The sequence below is a fragment of the Cupriavidus sp. 01T418 genome (genome assembly GCF_056398885.1).
The window spans coordinates 74,318-92,463 of record NZ_JBFTQG010000016.1 but is presented as its reverse complement, the minus strand read 5'-3'; the positions used below and the strand labels follow the sequence as shown (position 1 = coordinate 92,463).

The following is an 18,146-nucleotide window of genomic DNA, read 5'->3' as shown; positions in this document are numbered from 1 at the left end:
GGCTCGCGCCGCATCGCCCTGGCTACACGGGGTCTAGCGCAGCGCCGCCGTACAGATGGGCGCATTGATATAGACATCACCCACGCGGCGCTCGCCGCGCTCGTTGCGCGTCATATAGCGGAACATCATGCTGACCCCCAGCTTGGTCAGGATTTCCACGTCGCGATTGGCGCAGATATTGCGCTGCAGCGGCGCCGCATAGCTGAGCTCGAAACTGGCAAGGTCCAGCATGGGACCGCGATACTTGGTCAGCTCAAGCTGGAACAGGATGTGTTTGCCCGGAACCGTCTGGCAGCGGCGCAGGCGCGTCTCGCCATCGATCTCGATGGGCAGGGCGTCGTTGAGCTGGCGGCAGGCACGCGCCAGTATGTTGTCCGGGCGCGCGGTATTGCGCAGCAGTTCCGGTACGCCCGCTGCGCCGGTGTTCTGCCCTGTGGCCGCGCCCTTGAGCATCTGGGCCAGCGCGTCGGCCTCGTCCACCACGACGGGCGCCGAGGCGGCGCTCCTGGCTGGCGGCGTTGCCGCGTGCGCTTGCTGCGCCCACGGCAAACTGGCCGCGCCGGCGGCCAGGGCAAGTAAGACGGAAAGCAGCGTGTATCTTGTTCTCATGCAGGAAAACGTTGCCGGAAGCCGCGCCGGAGGGCGGGCTCCCGCGGTGCGTCGGGCTGCGCGATCGTCCGCCCGGCGCGGACGACAGGCTGGCATTGTACCCTTGGCGTTACTTCCGTTGAAAGCCAGCCCCGGTTCCCTGGGGCCCATCATCACCGTTGCGCACGCCCAGGCGACCGCGCGCCTGCATCATCGCCGCGCGGCGCATCGTGTGCGCGGCTTGTTACGCTATGCAACAATTACGCCTTTCACCGCGCCCGCGCCGTTCGCATTGTCGACGCTGGCGCCGGCGGCCATCCCGGCTGCCCCATGCTCCTCAGGAAGCCTCGATGACTCGCTCCACCCGCGCGCCACGGTCCGCGCGTTTTCCCCTCTGGCTCCTGGTATGTGCTTCGCTCACCGCGCTGGCGCCTCTTTCGATTGATATGTACTTGCCGAGCTTCCCCGCGCTGGCAGGCGATCTCGGGGTCGATATCGGCCGTGTGCAACTGACGCTGGGGACCTTCCTGGTGGGGCTGGCGGTGGGGCAGGCATTCTATGGCCCCATCAGCGACCGCTATGGCCGCAAGCCGCCGCTGTATATCGGACTGGCGGTCTATGCGCTCGCCGCGGCCGGTTGCGCGCTGGCGCGCGACGTCGAGGCGCTGATGCTGTGGCGCTTCCTGCAGGCACTGGGCGGCTGCGCCGGCATGGTGATGGCGCGCGCCGTGATTCGCGACCGGCTGGAGGCGCACGAATCCGCTCGGGCCTTCTCCTCGCTGATGCTGGTGATGGGCCTGGCGCCGATCCTGGCGCCTATCATCGGCGGCGCCTTGCTGGGGGCATTCGGCTGGCGCGCCATCTTCTGGCTGCTGTGCGGCAGCAGCCTGCTGATCCTGTGGGTGGCACACCGGTATCTGGAGGAATCGTTCGATACCGTCAATGCCATGCCCCTGCGTCTCGGCCGCGTGCTGGCCAACTACGGCGAACTGCTGCGGGACCGGGGCTTTGTGGGCTATTCGCTGTCGTCCGGCTGCGCACAGGCGGGCATGTTCGCTTATATCGCGGGGTCGCCGTTCGTGCTGATCGAGTTGCATGGCATCGATCCTTCTCATTACGGCTTTGTATTCGGCGCCAACGCGCTGGGCATGATCGGCATGTCGCAGCTTAACGCGAGGCTGGTGCGCACCCGCACGCTCGACCATGTGCTGCGCGGCGCCCTGGTTGCGCCGTGCCTGGCCGGCGTGGGATTGGCCGCGGCCGTGCTGGCCGGCGTGGCGCCGTTGCCGGTGCTGCTGGCTGGCTTCTTCCTGTTTATCGCCAGCCTTGGTTGCATCCTGCCGAACGCCTCGGCGCTGGCCATGGCCGAGCAGGGCCAGCGCGCCGGCACCGCGTCCGCGCTGATGGGAACGCTGCAATTCGCGCTGGGTACCCTGGCCGGCGGCGCGGTCAGCCTCTGGCGCGACGGCAGCGCATTGCCTCTGGCGGTAGTCATGGGTGTCTGTGGTACCGGCGCCGTGCTGATGCGCGTCTTCGGCCGTTCAGGCAAGCCGGCGCACAGCGCCGGGTGATGCGCGCCGCGATGGCCTGGCGGAACGCACTGGTGCGCTCCCGCGCGTCCGGCACGGTTACGCGGCCTGGCCGTTCTGCAGCACCACCAGCTGGGCCGGCATCGGCGCCGGGAAGCCAGCCTCGCCAAAGCTCTCGCGGATCGCGCGGTTGGTGTCGAAATACACCTGCCAGTAATGATCGGTATGGCAGTACGGACGCACGGCAAGTACTGGCCCGACCAGGTTGAACTCGAGGATTTCCACGTCGGGGGCCGGTTCGGCCAGCACGTTCGGCAGTGCGGCCATGCGTTCCTTGAGCAGCGCGGCGGCGGCGGCGGGATCGGTGCTGCCGGCCAGCTGCGCCTTGAGTTCGACGCGGCGGTAAGGGTTGGCGCTGAAATTCTGGATGGTGTCCGAGAAGATCTTGCTGTTGCCGACCACGGTCAGGACGTTGTCCGGCGTGTCCAGCGAGGTGGCGAACAGGCCGATCTCCCTGACCGTGCCGGTGATGCCGCCCACGGTGACGAAGTCCCCGACCTTGAACGGCCGCAGTACCACGAGGAATGCCCCCGCGGCGAAGTTGGACATCAAGCCCGACCAGGCCATGCCGACGGCAATGCCGGCCGCGGCGATCAGCGCGGCGAGGCTGGTGGTCTGGATGCCGAAGTAACCCAGGATGCCGATCACCAGCACGATATTGAGCGTGACCGTGACGATGGACCCGATGTAACGCAGCAAGGTCGGATCGACCTTCTGCCTGGACAGCGATCCCTGCACCATCCGTACCACGAAATGGATCAGCCACCGGCCGATCACCCAGAAAGCCAGCGCCGCGAGTATCTTGACCCCAAATTCCGTCGCATAGGCGATGGCTACGGCTTCAAATTTCTGCAGCGTTGTGGCATCCATCGTGACTCCCTTGCTGGCTCGGCAGGTATACAGGCAACGAACATCATGCAGCGGTTGCCCGCATGCGCAGGGTGCAAGGCACGAGTGCAGGCAACGCATTATTGCTACGCAGCGAGCCGAAGTTCAAGCACAAAATGGGCGCGGTGGGCGCGGCAAGGAGGGATGGCGATGGGATCATTCCCATCGCACCGGGAGTTACCAGTTGGTTTCCCGCTCCGGGGTGGCGGAGATACGGTGCAAGGACAGATCCGCGCCGTTGTATTCGGATTCGGCATCGAGCCGGATGCCGACCAGTTTCTTCAGCGTGCCGTAGACCACCGTGCCACCCAACAGGGCGATGCCGATGCCAAGCAGGGTCCCGATGATCTGCGCGCCCAGCGAGACGCCGCCCATCCCGCCCAGCGCCTGGCTGCCGAAGATACCGGCGGCAATGCCGCCCCAGGCGCCGCACAGCCCGTGCAACGGCCATACGCCCAGCACGTCGTCGATATGCCATTTGTTCTGGGCCAGCGTGAACAGGTAGACAAAGAGTGCGCCGGCGATGGCCCCGGTCACCAGCGCGCCCAGTGGGTGCATCAGGTCCGAGCCCGCGCAGACCGCCACCAGCCCGGCAAGCGGGCCGTTGTAGGTAAAGCCGGGGTCGTTGCGGCCGGCCGCCCAGGCGGCCAGGGTACCGCCGGCCATGGCCATCAGGGAATTGATGGCGACCAGCCCGCTGATCTTGTCGACGGTTTGCGCGCTCATGACATTGAAGCCGAACCAGCCCACCGCCAGCACCCAGGCACCCAGCGCCAGGAAGGGGATATTCGAGGGCGGGTGCGCGCTGATGCGGCCATCCTTCTGGTAGCGCCCGCGGCGCGCGCCCAGCAGCAGGATTGCCGGCAGCGCGATCCAGCCGCCCATGGCGTGGACCACGACGGAACCGGCGAAGTCGTGGAAGGGCGCCCCCGCGACCGAGGTGATCCAGTCTTGTACGCCAAACCGGTTATTCCAGGCAATACCCTCGAAGAAGGGATAAACCAGGCCAACCAGGACGAAGGTCGCCACCAGCTGTGGGTTGAAGCGCGAGCGCTCGGCAATCCCGCCGGAAATAATGGCCGGGATGGCGGCGGCGAAAGTCGCCAGGAAAAAGAACCTCACCAACTCGTAGCCGCTGCGTTGCGCCAGTGCCTGGGCACTCGTGAAGAACTCGACCCCATACGCCACGGTGTAGCCGATGAAGAAATAGGCGATGGTGGAAATGGCGAAATCCACCAATATCTTGACCAGGGCGTTGACCTGGTTCTTCTTGCGCACCGTGCCCAATTCAAGAAACGCAAAGCCCGCGTGCATGGCGAGCACCATGATCGCCCCCAGCAGGATGAACAGGGCGTCAGTGCCGCTCTTCCAATTGTCCATACATTCCTCATGCTCAAAATGGGAGCATTGGTAAGCAAAAACCATTCCAGTCTGGGGCATCCCGTTCGGAAACCTGCACCGTGTTGGGTGTTTTTGCACCGGGTTGTTGCACCTGCGGGGGTCATCTCGCGGATTTCCGGCTGCAAAAGGCGGAAAAAGGCGGCGCGGTCGTCATGCGAGCCCGCGAGTTGCAGGCCGGGTCTTGCGCCAAAATGATGCAATGCCTCGATTTGGGGCGTCGTATGCCCTGCGTCGTGCACCACAATGGAGGATCTTGCCGGGCCCCGTCCGGGGCCATGCGGATGCCGCGGGCCGCTGCCCGTGGCACCGGCGTTCGTAGCGGATGGGCGACCAAGGCCGCATCGCGCGGTACGCAGCTTGGATTTTGCGTGGCGTCAATGCGCGCATTTGAAGGCGTGGAAAAGGGGGTAGATTCCCCGCAAAGGCGCTTGAGTCAAGGATTTGCGGCTGTTGCATTGGTGCCACTGGGGATTGCCCAATGCTTAAAGCGCAGATTAGACTGCCCCGATCGGTAATTTGCCGCGTGGCAGACACTCCGATCAAGACGACCAACAAGGGAAATCAGCCATGAATAAAGGTGAATTGGTATCTGCCATCGCCGCGGACGCGGAATTGAGCAATGCTGCGGCAGAGCGCGCGCTGAATGCGGCTCTGGACAACATTAAGACGGCGGTTGCCAAGGGTGATTCGGTAACGCTGGTGGGTTTCGGCAGCTTCAGTTCCGGCAAGCGCGCTGCGCGTACCGGCCGCAATCCGCGTACTGGCGAGACCATCAAGATTCCGGCCGCAAAGACGGTCAAGTTTTCTGCTGGCCAAGGGTTCAAGGACGCTGTGAACAAGAAGAAGTAAGAGTCCGCGCCTTGAGCGCTGATAAGAGGCGGCCACGAAGGCCGCTTTTTTTGTTGGGCTCGGGCTGCGCCGGGAGGTGCTGCGCCGCAAGGCGGCAGGCCCGTTCCGGGTTAAACTGCCAATCGTCGGCACCCGTCTTTCGACCTGCTTCGCGGGTCCGCCCGGCAGCTTCCAGACATCGGATTCATCATGAACGACCTGTCCCACCAGCTTTCCATGACCGTGCTGATGACGCCGGACATGGCCAATTTCTCAGGCAATGTGCACGGCGGCACCATCCTCAAATACCTCGACATGGTGGCGTATGCCTGTGCCAGCCGCTACGCCGGACGCTATGTCGTCACCTTGTCGGTCGACCAGGTCATGTTTCGCCAGCCCATCCATGTGGGGGAACTGGTGACCTTCCTGGCGGCAGTGAATTTCACTGGCCGCAGCTCCATGGAGATTGGCATCAAGGTCATCACGGAGAATATTCGCAGCAAGCTGGTTCGCCATACCAATAGCTGCTACTTCACCATGGTGGCGGTGGACGACGATGGCGCTCCGGCCGAAGTGCCGACGCTGGTGCCGCGCGATGAAGTCGAGCGCCAGCGCTTTGCCGCGGCCCAGCTGCGCCGCCAGTTGCGCCAGGAAATGGAAAAGCGCCACGCTGAAATCACGGGTACGGTGTCCTGAGGTGGGGGCGGCACGCATGCACACCGGCCTGAAGGGCCTGCTGGCCGCGCTGGCGTTGCTCGCGCCTGCGGCACATGCCGAGGAAGTCGGCAGCGTCAGCACTAATTTCCGCATAACCGGCTCGGACAAGGTCGTGATCGAAGCCTATGACGATCCCGTGGTGCAGGGCGTCACGTGCTACGTCTCGCGCGCCCGCACCGGTGGCATCAAGGGTTCGCTGGGCATGGCCGAAGACCCGGCGGAAGCCTCGATCGCCTGCCGGCAGGTCGGGCCGATTACGTTCAAGGGGCCGCTGCGCCAGCAGGACAATGTGTTCTCCGAGCGCATGTCGATCCTGTTCAAGACCTTGCATGTGGTGCGCGCGGTCGACCGCAAGCGCAACACGCTGGTCTACCTGACCTACTCGGATCGCATCGTTTCCGGCAGCCCGCAGAACAGCGTGACCGCGGTGCCGGTGGCGGCGGACACGCCGATCCCGGTCAAATAATCCATCAAATGGTCGATCGATCAGTCGATCAGTCGATCAGTCAATCAGTCAATCCGGAGAAGACAGGATGAGTCAGCAAGGCAAGGTTGCGCTGGTAACGGGCGCCGCCCGCGGCATTGGCAAGGCAGTGGCGCAAGCACTGCTGGCGGCGGGCTACCGGGTGGTGTTTGCCGGGCGTACCGCCGAACCGCTCCAGGCGCTGGCCGCCCAGGCCCGGGCCGATGGCCATACAGCGCTCGCGGTGCAGTGCGATGTGAGCGATCCGGCTTCGGTCGAACACCTCTTCGCGCGAATCCGCGAAGAGTTCGGCCGGCTCGACGTGCTGTTCAACAATGCCGGCATCAATGCGCCGGCGGTACCGATCGATGAATTGTCGGTGGAGCAATGGAAGGCAGTGGTGGACACCAACCTGACCGGTGTCTTCCTGTGCTCCCGTGCGGCCTTTGCGCTGATGAAGTCGCAGAGCCCGCGCGGCGGGCGCATCATCAACAACGGCTCGATCTCGGCGCATGCGCCGCGCCCGAATACGGTCCCTTACACGGCAACCAAGCACGCCATCACCGGGCTGACCAAGAGCCTCTCGCTGGATGGCCGCGCCTACGATATTGCCTGCGGGCAGATCGACATCGGCAACGCCGCGACCGACATGGCTTCCCGCATGGCCCGCGGCGTGCCGCAGGCCAATGGCGAGATTGCACCCGAGCCGCTGATGGACGTGGCGCACGTGGCCAGTTCGGTGGTCCATATGGCCAACCTGCCGCTCGATGCCAATGTGCAGTTCATGACCGTGATGGCCACCAGGATGCCCTTCGTCGGCCGCGGCTGAATCTCGCGCAGCCGTCGTGCCGGCGCGCTGCCGATTGAGCGCCAGCGCCGGACCAGCCGGCTTTGGCCATAAGCCGGCCCGCGCGCCAGGATCGCATCGGGTTGCAATGCGGCCTTGGCTAAAGGCCGGGTTCAGGCCGCCGCGTCGAACATCTTGCGCAATGTCGATTTCAGGATCTTGCCGTTGGCATTGCGCGGCAGCATCCCGGGGCAGAAGACGATCCGCACCGGCACCTTGAAGGCCGCCAGCCGCTCCCCCACGAAGGCCTGCAGTTCCGCCTCGGTGACCTGCGCGCCCGGCTTGAGGCTGACCACCGCCGCTGGTTCTTCGCCCAGCGTGCGGTGGGCAATGCCGACCAGCGCCGCATCCATCACCGCCGGGTGATCGTACAGCACGCTTTCGACCTCGATGCAATAGATGTTCTCGCCGCCGCGGATCAGCATATCCTTCATGCGGTCGACGATGTAGACAAAGCCTTCCTCGTCGATCCGCGCGATGTCGCCGGTCTTGAGCCAGCCGTCGATGAACGTCTGGGCCGTGGCTTGCGGCTTGTTCCAGTAGCCGCGTACCACGTTGGCGCCGCGCACCATCAGTTCTCCGGTTTCGCCGATGGGCAGGCTGCGGCCGCGTCCATCGACCACTTTCATCTCGCCGATGGGCAAGGCGGGGCCGCCGCTTTCAGGCCGCACCACATACTCCTCGGCGCTGTGGCTGGTGAAGGTGGCCGAGGTCTCGGTCATGCCCCAGCCGATGCCGGGCGCCGAGTGCGGGAACACCTCGGTGATGCGGCGAACCAGTTCGGCCGACGCCGGCGCGCCGCCATAGTTGACGTTTTCGAGCGAGGACAGGTCGAATCGCTCGCGCTCCGGATGCTCGATGATCTGCCAGGCAATGGTGGGGACGCCGCCCGCGGCCGTGCAGCGCTCGCGCTCGATCAGTCCCATGGCGCGCACCACGTCCCAGCGGCGCATCAGCACAATCTTGCTGCCGCTGGCCAGCGCGCCGTTGAGCACGGCCATGCAGCCGGTGACGTGGAAGAAGGGCACCGACAGCAGCATGCCCTTCTGCGGCGCGGCCGGGTCGGGGGCCGGGATGGCTTCGCCACGACGCAGGCAATTGCGCATCGGGCTGAACGCGCCGGCCACCGCGACCGTGGTGGCGTTGCGATGCGTGCCCAGCGCGCCCTTGGGTTTGCCGGTAGTACCCGAGGTATAGAAGATGGTGGCGTCGTCGTCGGCGTCGAGCGGTATCCCGGGCACCGGCAGCGCAGGCAGCGTGGCCCATTGGTCCGGCTTGCCAATCAGGCTTTCCAGCGTTGAGATGCGCGCATCTCCCTGTGCGCCCTCGGCACGGCTGACGTAGATCTTTTCCAGCGCGGGGCAGCCTGGCAGGTGTTCGAGGATGCGGCCCAGGCGCTCGTCGTCCACGATGGCGATCTTGCTGCCGGAATCGGCCAGGCCGTATTCCAGTTCCGCGCCGGTCCACCAGGCATTGAGCGGCGTGACGATGGCGCCGGCCAGCAGGGCGCCGTAGAAGACCGCCGGCCACTCCGGCAGGTTGCGCATGGCCAGCGCAACGCGGTCGCCCTTGCGCACGCCGTCGCGGATCAATGCATGGGAGATCACCAGCGCGGCCCGGGCGAACGCGTCATAGGAGACGCGCTCGTCCTCATAGACCACGAAAGTCTTGTCGCCCAGCGCGCGGGCTAGCAGGAAGAGGTCGCGCAGCGTGGGCGGCGCGTTCTTCCAGACGGTGGTGGGAATGCCCCGGATCACGCGCGTTTCGGTTTCGAAAGCCGCGCCGGGAGAGGTAAGACGGGCGTGGGCCTCGGCCAGGCTGATGGCCGGCCAGGACGCAGCGGTTTGCGGATTGTTCGACATATTGCCTCCCTGACTGCATGGCAGGATGGGCGACGCTCTGGCGTGCCGGCGCGGCAGCGTGCCCGCACGCGCCGCCAGCCCGGCGAGCCGGGCGGCAATGGGTGCGGGCAGGGTGTGCCCCGGCTCAGGCCTCAGGCCTCAGGCTGGCAGCGGGCCCGGAAAGGGTACAGCGGTGCGGCGCGGCTCAGATCGTGACGCCGCCATCCACCACCATGGCCTGGCCGGTCATGAAGGTGCTGGCAGCCGAGGCCAGGAACACCGCCGCGCCGGCGATCTCCACCGGTTCGCCGATGCGGCGCAGCGGTGCTCCCTGCGTCGACAGCTTGTAGCGCTCCGGGTCTTCCCACAGCGCCCGCGCGAAATCGGTGCGGATCAGGCCCGGCGCGATGCAGTTCACGCGCACATTGTGCGGACCGAACTCCACCGCCAGGTTGCGCGCCAGCTGGAAGTCGGCCGCCTTCGACACGTTGTACACGCCGATGGTCGGCGAGCCGCGCAGGCCGCCGATGGACGACACGATGATGATCGAGCCGTCCTCGCGCTCGATCATCTGCGGCGCCACCATCTGGATCAGCCAGTGGTTGGAGATGACGTTGTTGTCCAGCACCTTGCGGAACTGCTCGTCGGTGACGCCGCTCATCGGCCCGTAGTAGGGGTTGGAGGCGGCGTTGCAGACCAGCACGTCGATCTTGCCGAACGTGCGGTTGGTTTCGTCGACGAGACGCTGGAGATCTTCCTTGGATGAAATATTGGCCGCTACGGCGATGGCGGTGCCTGCGCCATGCCTGGCATTGATGGCATCGACGACTTCCTGGCAGGCCTCGGCCTTGCGCGAGGAAATCACCACTTTTGCGCCCTGCACGGCCATCTGTTCAGCGATGGCACGGCCAATGCCGCGTGAAGAGCCGGTGACGATGGCAACCTTGCCGGTCAGGTCGAACAATGACATGCGTGTCTCCTGTTTTCCTGGTCCTCGCGGTGTGGGGCCAGATGTTCTGTAAAGGGCGCTATGGCGGTTTCCTGTCGGCAGCATTGCCGGTGCGTCCGGTTATGCTACCGTCCGGTACATTATGGTTGGGCGGTATCGCGCAGTCCACACACAAATCGGCGGCCGGCCCGGCTTATCAGCGATTTTTCTTTTGGCAATGAGCGCCGTGCATGACGTGCGCGCGCGGCACGCGCAAGGGTATGCTTGCAGCCCGGGCCGGCAGCGGGCCACCCGGGCCAACCCCAACATTCAGGACAAGGCAAGCGCGACATGCTCTGGCAAATCAGGAACACCGAGGTCTACCTGCTCGGGGCGATCCACGTGCTGGATGCGCCGTTGCCGGCGCTGGCACCGCCCGCGGAGCAAGCCTGGAGCACGTCGGCGCGTATCGTTTTCGAGGTGGCGCTGGATCGGCAGCCGGATTTCAGTCCGGCGTATTTCCCGGAAGGCGATCGCCTGAGCCAGCACCTGCCGGCCGCCAGGTTCGAGCAGGTGCGGGCGCTGTGGCAGGACTACGGGCTACCCGATGCGGAGCTGGAGCGCCTGCGTCCCTTGTTTGCCGCGATGCACCTGCAGTTCGCGCTGGCTGCCCGGCACGGCATCCTGGCGCAGCACGGCGTCGATCGTTTCCTGTGGACGCGCGCCGCCGGGGACGGCCGGACGACGGATGCGCTGGAGGACGGTACCGAAGCGCTGCGCATGCTGCAGGGCGTGCCGTTCGACGAGCAGGTATCGATGCTGGCCTTCTTCGCCGAGCAGCCGGAGCTGGCCGCCGCGGAGCCGGCCGATATGGTGCGGTGGTGGCGGCAGGGGCAGGCCGAGCCGTTCGCCACGCTGCTTGCGCAGCGCCGCGCGCAGTGGCCGCACGCGCTGGCGACGCTGGTCGATGCGCGCAACCGGCAGTGGATGCCGAAGATCCAGGCCCTGATCGCGGATCGCGTGCCGACCCTGATCGTGGCGGGCGCGTTGCACCTGGTCGGGGAGGCTGGCCTGCCGGCGCTGCTTGCGGCGGCAGGCTTCGATGTCCGGGCCGTGCCGCGCTGAAGCGAGCGTTTAGCTTGCCTGCCGCGCGGCAATCAGCGCTGGCAGCATCTGCGCCAGTTGTTCCTGGTCGGCGCGATCCAGCACCAGGCCGAAGCGTTCCGCTAGCGCTTCGAGGATCGCGGCAGGGGTCTTCAGTTTCTGGCGATGCACGCCGCCATCGCTCGCGCGCACGGCAAAGTCGTCATTGACCAGCGTCAGGCGGGTGTTGCCCTGCGAGCGCGCCACGGTCAGGCAATTGCGGAAAAGGCTGTCGGGATGGGTGGAGGTGTACCAGTTGCGCGGCAAGAAATCGATTGCCTGCTGCGGCGTAAGATCGAATCGATAGAGCTTGAGCCAGCCACGCTCACCACCGACTTCCAGGTCATAGAGATGAAAGGCGGCGCCGGGCGCTTCCAGCGCGGCCAGCCGGTATGGAAACGGATCGGCGGGCTCCGTTTGCGGCAGCGGCATCGCGCGATACGGGTTGGGGCCGCCGAACCCTACGTCCACGATATAGCTGCGATGCGCGGCTTCCACGCGCAGCAGCATATGCGATTGCATGGTGGGCACGTCTTCCGGCACATTCCATCGCACGCGCGCGGTCAGCGTCGTGACGCCATAGCCAAGCGCGCGCAGCGCGGCGGCCAGCAAGGTGTTCTGCTCGAAGCAGTAGCCACCGCGTGCATGGGTGACCAGCTTGTCGAAGACCGCGTCCAGGCCGATGCGGATCGGGCGCTGAAGCAGGACGTCGACGTTCTCAAAGGGAATACGCGCCAGGTGCGCGGCGATCAGGCTGTCGAGCGTGGCGAGGTCCGGCCGCGTGGGCAGCGGATGGCCCGGATGGCCCGGATGGCCAATACGGGCGAGATAAGCCTGCAGGCGGGTGTCGTCTAGTGCGTTCATTGTGATGTTGCCCGGCGCTAGCCGCGCAGGCCGAAGTTGCGGGGAAACGCGGCCATGTTCAGGCCAGCGCGAGCAGTGCCGGCACATCGAGCAGCTCGATATCTGCGTAGTGTAGCCGCAGGAGCCCGCGCGTCTCGAGTTCGCGCAGGGCCTGGTTGACGGTCTGGCGCGACAAGCCAAGCATCTGGCCCAGCTGTTCCTGGGGGATGTGTACGGAGCGGCGCGCGGTGCCGGGGAGGTTGCCATAAGCGTGGGCCATGGCGACCAGCCGGCGCGCGGTACGTGCCAGCGGGGGCAGCAATTGCGTCTCTTCGACGTAATGGAAGGCCTCCCGGGTCTTGCCGGCGAGCAGCTTGCCGAACTCGCGCCACCATCCGGGATGCGCGGACAGCAAGGCGTAGAGCTTGCCGCGCGGCAGGTGCAGCACGATGGCCGCGCTGGTGGCATGGGCGTCGTGCGTGCGCGCCAGTCCGTCGAACAGGCAGATCTCGCCAAACCAGTTTCCCGGCGCCAGCAGGCCGAGCAAGGCCGCCTTGCCCGACTCGCTGTGGGTGTCGATCTGCATCGTCCCGGCGACCACGGCGTAGATGCCGTCAAAGGCGTCGCCACGGGCAAACAGCAACTGGCCGGCCGCCAGCCTGCGGCTGACGCCGTCCCGCAGCAGGCTGTCTTGCAGGGCGGCCGGCAAGGCGCCAAACCAGCTGCCGCCACGCAGGACGCGCAGCGGATCCGGGGTCGGCTGCGGCTGTTCGCGGGGCGCCAGGCGCATGATGTTCTCCTTTGATCGGCGACGTCCTGAATTGTCAGAAACCGGACAGACGGGCATTTTGCTGCCTATTACCATACGGCGACAGCAGGCGGCCACATAAGCCGCCGCATAAGCCGCCATGGCAGGAGGAAACCCCATGAAGACACTGATCGACCACCTGGCTGGCTACGCAGCCTATCACCGCGACGCGCGCAATGTGTTCAGCCATTTCATCGGCATTCCCATGATTGTGCTGGCGGTGACCACCTTGCTGGGCCGCCCGGCCATGACGCTGGGCGAAGGGCCGGCCTACCTGACGCCGGCGATGGTGGCGTATGGGCTTTCCTGCCTGTTCTACCTGCGCCTGTCGGCAGGGTTCGGGCTGGCGATGTCCATCATCCTGGCGGGCTTCGTGTATCTTGGCGGCGCGATCGCGGCCCTGTCCACCGGCGCGTGGCTCGCCTGGGGCATCGGCCTGTTCGTGGCGGGCTGGGTGATCCAGTTTATCGGCCACTATTACGAAGGCCGCAAGCCGGCGTTTGTGGACGACCTGGTTGGCCTGCTGATCGGGCCGCTGTTCCTGGTGGCCGAAGCCGCCTTCGCCGCGGGCTTCGCGCAAGAAACCCGAGAGGCCGTCAGCGCCCACGTGCAATGACCGCCGGAGCATGCCAGGCGCCGTGTTCGAGCAGCCAGTCGCGTAGTTGCAGGACCTTGTCGTCGGGCGCCAGGCCGCGCCGGTGGGCGAAGTAATAGGCCTTGCGATTGTCGACCTCGGCCGGCAACGTGGCCAGCGGCACCATCAGCCGGCCCTGCGCCAGCTCCTCGGTGATCAGGATGCGCGGGATCAGGGCGACGCCGACGCCGGCCGCCGCTGCCTGCGCCAGCATGGTGTAGAGATCGTAGCGCGGGCCGCGCAAGGCTTGCGCCGGCCGCGCCGCGCCCGCGGCGGCAAGCCAGTCGCTCCAGGCACGCAAGCGCGTACTCAGGTGGAGCAGCGGTAATTCCAGTAACTGATCCAGGGCCAGCCGCTTGCTGCGTCCCAGCAAGGACGGGCTGCATACCGGCACCGACGGGCCCTCCTGCAGGATGCGCTCGCCCTCCGTGCCTGGCCACAGTCCTTCGCCGTAGTAGATGGCCGCGTCGAAGGCGGTATCGCCGAGTTCGAACGCCTCTGTCCGCGCCGACAGGTGCAGCGTCAGCTCGGGCAGGGCGCGCGCCAGTTCCGGCAGGCGCGGGATCAGCCACTGGCAGGCGAAGGTGGGTCCGATCGCCAGTTCGATGGCGCGCCCGCGCGGGCGCTGCGCCATCACATCCAGCGTGACCTGCTCGATCTGGTCGAGCCGTTCCCGCACGTCCTCGGCATAGGTCCCGCCCGCCGGCGTCAGCAGGATGCGCTTGCGGATGCGGTGGAAAAGGAGCACGCCCAGCCGTGCTTCCAGGCCGGCAATCTGCCGGCATACGGCGCTCTCGGTGACCGCCAGTTCGTCCGCGGCGCGGGTAAAACTGCCCAGCCGTGCCGCGGCCTCGAACATCTGCAGCGCGGTGAGACTGGGAATGCCTTTGCGCATAGTGCGTTTTTGGAAGGAAGTTGGTGCGAAGTTATCAATTGTACGAAGTCTGCCACAGTCGCACAATAAGCCCCGCCCGGAGGCCGCCGGCCTCTGCTCTCTCCCTAAAACAAGCGAATTCCAGCATATTGACCATGACGAAACCGAATCTGCAACGCCTCCTCGAGACCGTTTGTGGCGAAATCCAAGCTGCAGAGTTGCTGCAATTGATGAATGTTTCCACGCAACTGCTGTCTTCCAGCAGCGAACAGGCCAGCCGCGCCGAGGTAGCGCAGGCGCTCAATATGGTGCTGTTCGCCGGCATCCTGGAGCGCGTGCCGACCGGCATGGCCTATACCCGCGACGTGATCGCGGCGGGCGGCCAGGTGGTGTTCGACCACGGCGCGCTGCGCACGGTCAAGTGGGAATGCGGCAAGCTGCCTTCGGGCGAGATCGCCTTCACCCGCATCCTCGGCCCCCTGGGCTACCGGCTCAATGGCACTTATCCACTGGAGCGCATCGRCATGACCGGCCGCTCGTATGCGCATGCCGACCTGCCCGACGATATCGCCCAGTATTTCCTCAGCGAACTGCATCCCGAGCGTTTCAGCGCGGATTTCCAGGCGGCGGTATCACGCGTGGTGTCGAAGTCCGCCGACCCCCTCGATGACGATGCGGCGGCGCTGCTGGCCGTACTGGAGCGCGATGCCGGCCTGCCGATGGCCGACGCGGCACGCCTGGTACCGAAGCTGGCTGCCTGCTTCGACCGCCACCATGCCGAGCCGACGCTGGCCGACTACGAACTGCTGCTGAAGGAATCGGCCGAAATGGCCTGGATTTCCACGGAGGGCAATGCCTTCAACCATGCCACCGACCGCGTCGCGGACGTCCGCGCCGTGGCCGACGCGCAGCGTGGGCTGGGCCGTCCGATCAAGGATTCGGTGGAAGTGTCGCGCTCCGGACGGGTGCTGCAGACGGCGTTCAAGGCGGACCCGGTCGAACGCGCGTTTGTCGGCGCCGACGGCATTGCGGTCAAGCGCATCGTGCCGGGATCGTTCTACGAGTTCATCACGCGCGACTTCGCGCCCGCCACGGAGACTGCCGGCGGCACGCTGGACCTGTCCTTCGACGCCGGCAACGCGCAGGGCATCTTCAAGATGACGGCGGCCTGCTGACAAGCCAGGACCGGTGAGGCCAGCGCTTCAGGGCTGGCCCGCCGGCAAGCGCAAGCGGGCCAGCGAAGCCCGGCGCGCGCATGCAAGCGAGCGTGGCAGAAGAGACAAAATCACGCGTTTAGCCCTTGTATATAGGGTCCGGCAGTGCCTGCACTGCTGCGTCCGCGCGACAAACCAGCCGGCCGCAAGCGTCAAAACCTCAAAAAAGACCGGGGAAAACCCCGGTTTTTGCGCTGGCGAGTGCGAAAACCCCTTGACGTCCCCTAGTTTCCGCTATGATTCAGTCGATGCCGCACGCCGATAGTCGATCGACGAAGCGTCGAGCGACATCCGATGCCACATCCCGTGCGACGTCAATCAGTTCAACTCATCTTTATCGATATGGCGACCAAAGCGAATCCGACCGCGAAGACTGCAACCAAGACCGCTGCCAAGAAGGCTCCGGCAACCAAAGCTGCACCCGTAAAGGCTGCTGCCAAGAAGGCCGCGCCGGCCAAGAAGGCTGCTCCTGCTGCCGCGGTGACCCCGCGTCCGCTGAAGGACACCTTCAACAAGTCGAGCCTGGTCGCTCACCTGGTAGCACAGACCCAGCTGGACGCGAAGGCCGTGAAGACCGTGCTGGCTCATCTGGAAAACACCATCGTCAGCGCGCTGCACAAGAAGGGCGCAGGCGAGTTCACGCTGCCCGGCCTGATGAAGGTCACGGCTCTGCAAGTACCCGCCAAGAAGAAACGCTTCGGCAAGGACCCGTTCTCCGGCGAAGAGCGTTGGTTCCCGGCCAAGCCTGCCAGCGTCAAGGTCAAGGTACGCCCGCTGAAGAAGCTGAAGGACGCAGCCGCCGCCTGATCGGGGACTGTTTCCAGCTTGAAAGGGAGCCGCTTGCCGGCTCCTTTTTTGTATCCGGCTGCCGCAGGAGCGGGTGCCGCGAGGAACGGCGATAATCGCGGGGTTGCCGGCCAGGTGCCGGCCTTCAGGAGTCCCCATGTTCTCTCGCCGTTACGGCGCGGTCTGGTTGACCGTGCTCGCCTTGTTCGTCCTCGCGGCGCTCGCAGCCGTGCAGCGGATTTCCCCCGCATGGCTGGCGGTGCCGGTTGTGCTGCTGCTGGTGGGCCTGCATGACATGGCCCAGTCGCGCCACTCCATCCTGCGGAACTATCCGATCTGGGGCCACTTGCGCTTCTTCTTCGAATTCATCCGCCCGGAGATCCGCCAGTATTTCATCGAGGACGACACCAATGAGATGCCGTTCTCGCGCCAGCAGCGCAGCCTGGTTTACCAGCGCGCCAAGAACGAGGTCGACAGCCGGCCCTTCGGCACCGAGATCGATGTGCGCCTGGCGGGCCACGAGTGGATCAGCCATTCGCTGGCCCCGACCCGCATCCCCTCCGCCGATTTTCGCATCACCGTGGGCGGGGACCGCCCCCAGCCTTACTCGCTATCGATCTTCAACGTCTCGGCCATGAGCTTCGGCGCGCTGTCCGGCAATGCGATCCGCTCGCTCAACCGGGGCGCCAAGCTGGGGGGATTTATCCACGACACCGGCGAGGGATCGATCTCGCCGTACCATCGCGCGGAAGGCGGCGACCTGATCTGGGAAGTAGCTTCCGGCTATTTCGGCTGCCGCCGCGCCGATGGCGGCTTCGACCCCGACAAGTTCGCCGAGCAGGCGCGCTCGCCGCAGGTCAAGATGATCGAGGTCAAGCTCTCGCAAGGCGCCAAGCCGGGGCATGGCGGCGTGCTGCCGGCAGCCAAGGTGACGCCGGAAATTGCCGCCACGCGCGGCATACCCATGGGCGCGGACTGCATCTCGCCGGCCACGCACAGCGAGTTCTCCACGCCACTGGGGCTGCTGCAGTTTGTCGACAGGCTGCGTACGCTGTCCGGCGGCAAGCCTGTGGGGTTCAAACTTTGCATCGGCCACCCGTGGGAATTCTTCGGCATCGTCAAGGCCATGCTGGAGTCGGGCATCCTGCCCGACTTTATCGTGGTGGACGGCGCGGAGGGTGGCACCGGCGCGGCGCCGCTGGAGTTTGTCGACCATATCGGCGTGCCGCTGCAGGAGGGCTTGCTGCTGGTCCACAACACGCTGGTCGGCGTCAACCTGCGCGACAAGATTCGCGTCGGTGCCAGCGGCAAGATCATTACCGCCTTCGATGTCGCGCGGACCCTGGCCACCGGCGCCGACTGGTGCAATTCGGCGCGCGGCTTCATGTTTGCGCTGGGTTGCGTGCAGGCGCAGAAATGCCATACCGACCGCTGCCCGGTGGGCGTGGCCACGCAGGACCCGGTGCGCCAGCGTGCCATCGTGGTGCCGGACAAGGCGCAACGCGTGGCGAACTTCCATCGCCAGACGCTGCATGCGCTGCTGGAACTGCTGCAGGCGGCGGGCCTGGATCATCCGGGCGCGCTCAAGCCGCACCATATCGTGCGTCGGACCTCGGCCAATGAGGTGCGGCTGATGTCGGAGCTGCTCAAGTTCCTCACGCCGGGCGACTTGCTGAACGGTAATTTCCGCTACCAGCTTTACGAGAAATACTGGCCGCTGGCCCGCTCCGACAGTTTCTCGATATAAGGAAACG

Annotated in this window: 18 protein-coding genes; 10 read left to right on the top strand and 8 right to left on the bottom strand. The window is 65.8% G+C overall.

The window, feature by feature from the left end:
- Positions 1-33 precede the first annotated feature (33 nt).
- Complete coding sequence (locus tag AC1DQ3_RS17640; RefSeq protein WP_477121452.1) at positions 34-609, bottom strand: hypothetical protein; 576 nt, start codon at positions 607-609, stop codon at positions 34-36.
- A gap of 329 nt (positions 610-938) precedes the next feature.
- Between AC1DQ3_RS17640 and AC1DQ3_RS17635 the strand changes: the two genes are divergently transcribed.
- Positions 939-2,159, top strand: coding sequence for a Bcr/CflA family multidrug efflux MFS transporter (locus AC1DQ3_RS17635; protein ID WP_477121451.1), 1,221 nt, complete (start codon positions 939-941; stop codon positions 2,157-2,159).
- A gap of 57 nt (positions 2,160-2,216) precedes the next feature.
- On the opposite strand, the gene AC1DQ3_RS17630 is transcribed toward AC1DQ3_RS17635, so the two are convergent.
- Positions 2,217-3,047 carry a mechanosensitive ion channel family protein gene (locus AC1DQ3_RS17630; protein WP_477121450.1) on the bottom strand — a complete coding sequence of 277 codons (831 nt, stop codon included), beginning with the start codon at positions 3,045-3,047 and terminating at the stop codon, positions 2,217-2,219.
- A gap of 195 nt (positions 3,048-3,242) precedes the next feature.
- Positions 3,243-4,445 (bottom strand): ammonium transporter, encoded by a 1,203-nt coding sequence (locus AC1DQ3_RS17625; protein ID WP_477121449.1) that lies wholly within the window; start codon positions 4,443-4,445, stop codon positions 3,243-3,245.
- Positions 4,446-5,033: 588 nt separating this feature from the next.
- Here AC1DQ3_RS17625 and AC1DQ3_RS17620 point away from each other — a divergent pair.
- The 4 genes from AC1DQ3_RS17620 to AC1DQ3_RS17605 all read left to right on the top strand — a co-directional run bounded on the left by AC1DQ3_RS17620 (position 5,034) and on the right by AC1DQ3_RS17605 (position 7,303).
- The gene (locus AC1DQ3_RS17620) at positions 5,034-5,315 is read left to right on the top strand and encodes an HU family DNA-binding protein (protein WP_477121448.1); all 282 of its coding nucleotides are present in this window, start codon (positions 5,034-5,036) and stop codon (positions 5,313-5,315) included.
- A gap of 189 nt (positions 5,316-5,504) precedes the next feature.
- Positions 5,505-5,990, top strand: coding sequence for an acyl-CoA thioesterase (locus tag AC1DQ3_RS17615; protein ID WP_477121447.1), 486 nt, complete (start codon positions 5,505-5,507; stop codon positions 5,988-5,990).
- Positions 5,991-6,006: 16 nt separating this feature from the next.
- Entirely contained in the window at positions 6,007-6,477 is a 471-nt protein-coding gene (locus tag AC1DQ3_RS17610) for a CreA family protein (RefSeq protein ID WP_477121446.1), read from the top strand.
- A 67-nt stretch (positions 6,478-6,544) separates the two neighbouring features.
- Positions 6,545-7,303: an SDR family oxidoreductase gene (locus AC1DQ3_RS17605; protein ID WP_477121445.1), complete on the top strand. Its 759-nt coding sequence runs from the start codon at positions 6,545-6,547 to the stop codon at positions 7,301-7,303.
- Between the two features lie 131 nt (positions 7,304-7,434).
- On the opposite strand, the gene AC1DQ3_RS17600 is transcribed toward AC1DQ3_RS17605, so the two are convergent.
- Positions 7,435-9,183, bottom strand: coding sequence for a class I adenylate-forming enzyme family protein (locus tag AC1DQ3_RS17600; protein WP_477121444.1), 1,749 nt, complete (start codon positions 9,181-9,183; stop codon positions 7,435-7,437).
- Positions 9,184-9,367: 184 nt separating this feature from the next.
- Positions 9,368-10,132, bottom strand: coding sequence for an SDR family oxidoreductase (locus AC1DQ3_RS17595; protein WP_477121443.1), 765 nt, complete (start codon positions 10,130-10,132; stop codon positions 9,368-9,370).
- Positions 10,133-10,441: 309 nt separating this feature from the next.
- Here AC1DQ3_RS17595 and AC1DQ3_RS17590 point away from each other — a divergent pair, with 309 nt between their 5' ends.
- Complete coding sequence (locus AC1DQ3_RS17590; protein WP_477121442.1) at positions 10,442-11,215, top strand: TraB/GumN family protein; 774 nt, start codon at positions 10,442-10,444, stop codon at positions 11,213-11,215.
- Between the two features lie 9 nt (positions 11,216-11,224).
- Here AC1DQ3_RS17590 and AC1DQ3_RS17585 read toward each other — a convergent pair whose 3' ends face one another.
- The gene (locus tag AC1DQ3_RS17585) at positions 11,225-12,097 is read right to left on the bottom strand and encodes an arylamine N-acetyltransferase family protein (RefSeq protein WP_477121441.1); all 873 of its coding nucleotides are present in this window, start codon (positions 12,095-12,097) and stop codon (positions 11,225-11,227) included.
- 58 nt (positions 12,098-12,155) lie between these two features.
- Positions 12,156-12,866 carry a Crp/Fnr family transcriptional regulator gene (locus AC1DQ3_RS17580; protein WP_477121440.1) on the bottom strand — a complete coding sequence of 237 codons (711 nt, stop codon included), beginning with the start codon at positions 12,864-12,866 and terminating at the stop codon, positions 12,156-12,158.
- Between the two features lie 136 nt (positions 12,867-13,002).
- Here AC1DQ3_RS17580 and AC1DQ3_RS17575 point away from each other — a divergent pair, with 136 nt between their 5' ends.
- On the top strand, positions 13,003-13,500 hold the full coding sequence (locus tag AC1DQ3_RS17575; protein ID WP_477121439.1) for an Mpo1 family 2-hydroxy fatty acid dioxygenase: 498 nt from the start codon (positions 13,003-13,005) through the stop codon (positions 13,498-13,500).
- Here AC1DQ3_RS17575 and AC1DQ3_RS17570 read toward each other — a convergent pair.
- Positions 13,481-14,413 (bottom strand): LysR substrate-binding domain-containing protein, encoded by a 933-nt coding sequence (locus AC1DQ3_RS17570; RefSeq protein WP_477121438.1) that lies wholly within the window; start codon positions 14,411-14,413, stop codon positions 13,481-13,483. The genes AC1DQ3_RS17575 and AC1DQ3_RS17570 overlap by 20 nt on opposite strands.
- Before the next feature lie 134 nt (positions 14,414-14,547).
- Here AC1DQ3_RS17570 and AC1DQ3_RS17565 point away from each other — a divergent pair, with 134 nt between their 5' ends.
- The 3 genes from AC1DQ3_RS17565 (at position 14,548) to AC1DQ3_RS17555 (ending at position 18,139) form a co-directional block, all read left to right on the top strand.
- Entirely contained in the window at positions 14,548-15,567 is a 1,020-nt protein-coding gene (locus AC1DQ3_RS17565; protein WP_477121437.1) for a 2-oxoadipate dioxygenase/decarboxylase family protein, read from the top strand.
- A 381-nt stretch (positions 15,568-15,948) separates the two neighbouring features.
- Positions 15,949-16,413: an HU family DNA-binding protein gene (locus AC1DQ3_RS17560; protein WP_477121436.1), complete on the top strand. Its 465-nt coding sequence runs from the start codon at positions 15,949-15,951 to the stop codon at positions 16,411-16,413.
- Positions 16,414-16,549: 136 nt separating this feature from the next.
- Complete coding sequence (locus AC1DQ3_RS17555; RefSeq protein ID WP_477121435.1) at positions 16,550-18,139, top strand: FMN-binding glutamate synthase family protein; 1,590 nt, start codon at positions 16,550-16,552, stop codon at positions 18,137-18,139.
- Positions 18,140-18,146: the final 7 nt, after the last annotated feature.

Excerpts from the sequence above, each read along its gene's own strand:
- AC1DQ3_RS17640 (WP_477121452.1), bottom strand. The coding sequence starts at position 609 with ATGAGAACAAGATACACGCTGCTTTCCGTCTTACTTGCCCTGGCCGCC.
- AC1DQ3_RS17635 (WP_477121451.1), top strand. The coding sequence starts at position 939 with ATGACTCGCTCCACCCGCGCGCCACGGTCCGCGCGTTTTCCCCTCTGG.
- AC1DQ3_RS17630 (WP_477121450.1), bottom strand. The coding sequence starts at position 3,047 with ATGGATGCCACAACGCTGCAGAAATTTGAAGCCGTAGCCATCGCCTAT.
- AC1DQ3_RS17625 (WP_477121449.1), bottom strand. The coding sequence starts at position 4,445 with ATGGACAATTGGAAGAGCGGCACTGACGCCCTGTTCATCCTGCTGGGG.
- AC1DQ3_RS17620 (WP_477121448.1), top strand. The coding sequence starts at position 5,034 with ATGAATAAAGGTGAATTGGTATCTGCCATCGCCGCGGACGCGGAATTG.
- AC1DQ3_RS17615 (WP_477121447.1), top strand. The coding sequence starts at position 5,505 with ATGAACGACCTGTCCCACCAGCTTTCCATGACCGTGCTGATGACGCCG.
- AC1DQ3_RS17610 (WP_477121446.1), top strand. The coding sequence starts at position 6,007 with ATGCACACCGGCCTGAAGGGCCTGCTGGCCGCGCTGGCGTTGCTCGCG.
- AC1DQ3_RS17605 (WP_477121445.1), top strand. The coding sequence starts at position 6,545 with ATGAGTCAGCAAGGCAAGGTTGCGCTGGTAACGGGCGCCGCCCGCGGC.
- AC1DQ3_RS17600 (WP_477121444.1), bottom strand. The coding sequence starts at position 9,183 with ATGTCGAACAATCCGCAAACCGCTGCGTCCTGGCCGGCCATCAGCCTG.
- AC1DQ3_RS17595 (WP_477121443.1), bottom strand. The coding sequence starts at position 10,132 with ATGTCATTGTTCGACCTGACCGGCAAGGTTGCCATCGTCACCGGCTCT.
- AC1DQ3_RS17590 (WP_477121442.1), top strand. The coding sequence starts at position 10,442 with ATGCTCTGGCAAATCAGGAACACCGAGGTCTACCTGCTCGGGGCGATC.
- AC1DQ3_RS17585 (WP_477121441.1), bottom strand. The coding sequence starts at position 12,097 with ATGAACGCACTAGACGACACCCGCCTGCAGGCTTATCTCGCCCGTATT.
- AC1DQ3_RS17580 (WP_477121440.1), bottom strand. The coding sequence starts at position 12,866 with ATGCGCCTGGCGCCCCGCGAACAGCCGCAGCCGACCCCGGATCCGCTG.
- AC1DQ3_RS17575 (WP_477121439.1), top strand. The coding sequence starts at position 13,003 with ATGAAGACACTGATCGACCACCTGGCTGGCTACGCAGCCTATCACCGC.
- AC1DQ3_RS17570 (WP_477121438.1), bottom strand. The coding sequence starts at position 14,413 with ATGCGCAAAGGCATTCCCAGTCTCACCGCGCTGCAGATGTTCGAGGCC.
- AC1DQ3_RS17560 (WP_477121436.1), top strand. The coding sequence starts at position 15,949 with ATGGCGACCAAAGCGAATCCGACCGCGAAGACTGCAACCAAGACCGCT.
- AC1DQ3_RS17555 (WP_477121435.1), top strand. The coding sequence starts at position 16,550 with ATGTTCTCTCGCCGTTACGGCGCGGTCTGGTTGACCGTGCTCGCCTTG.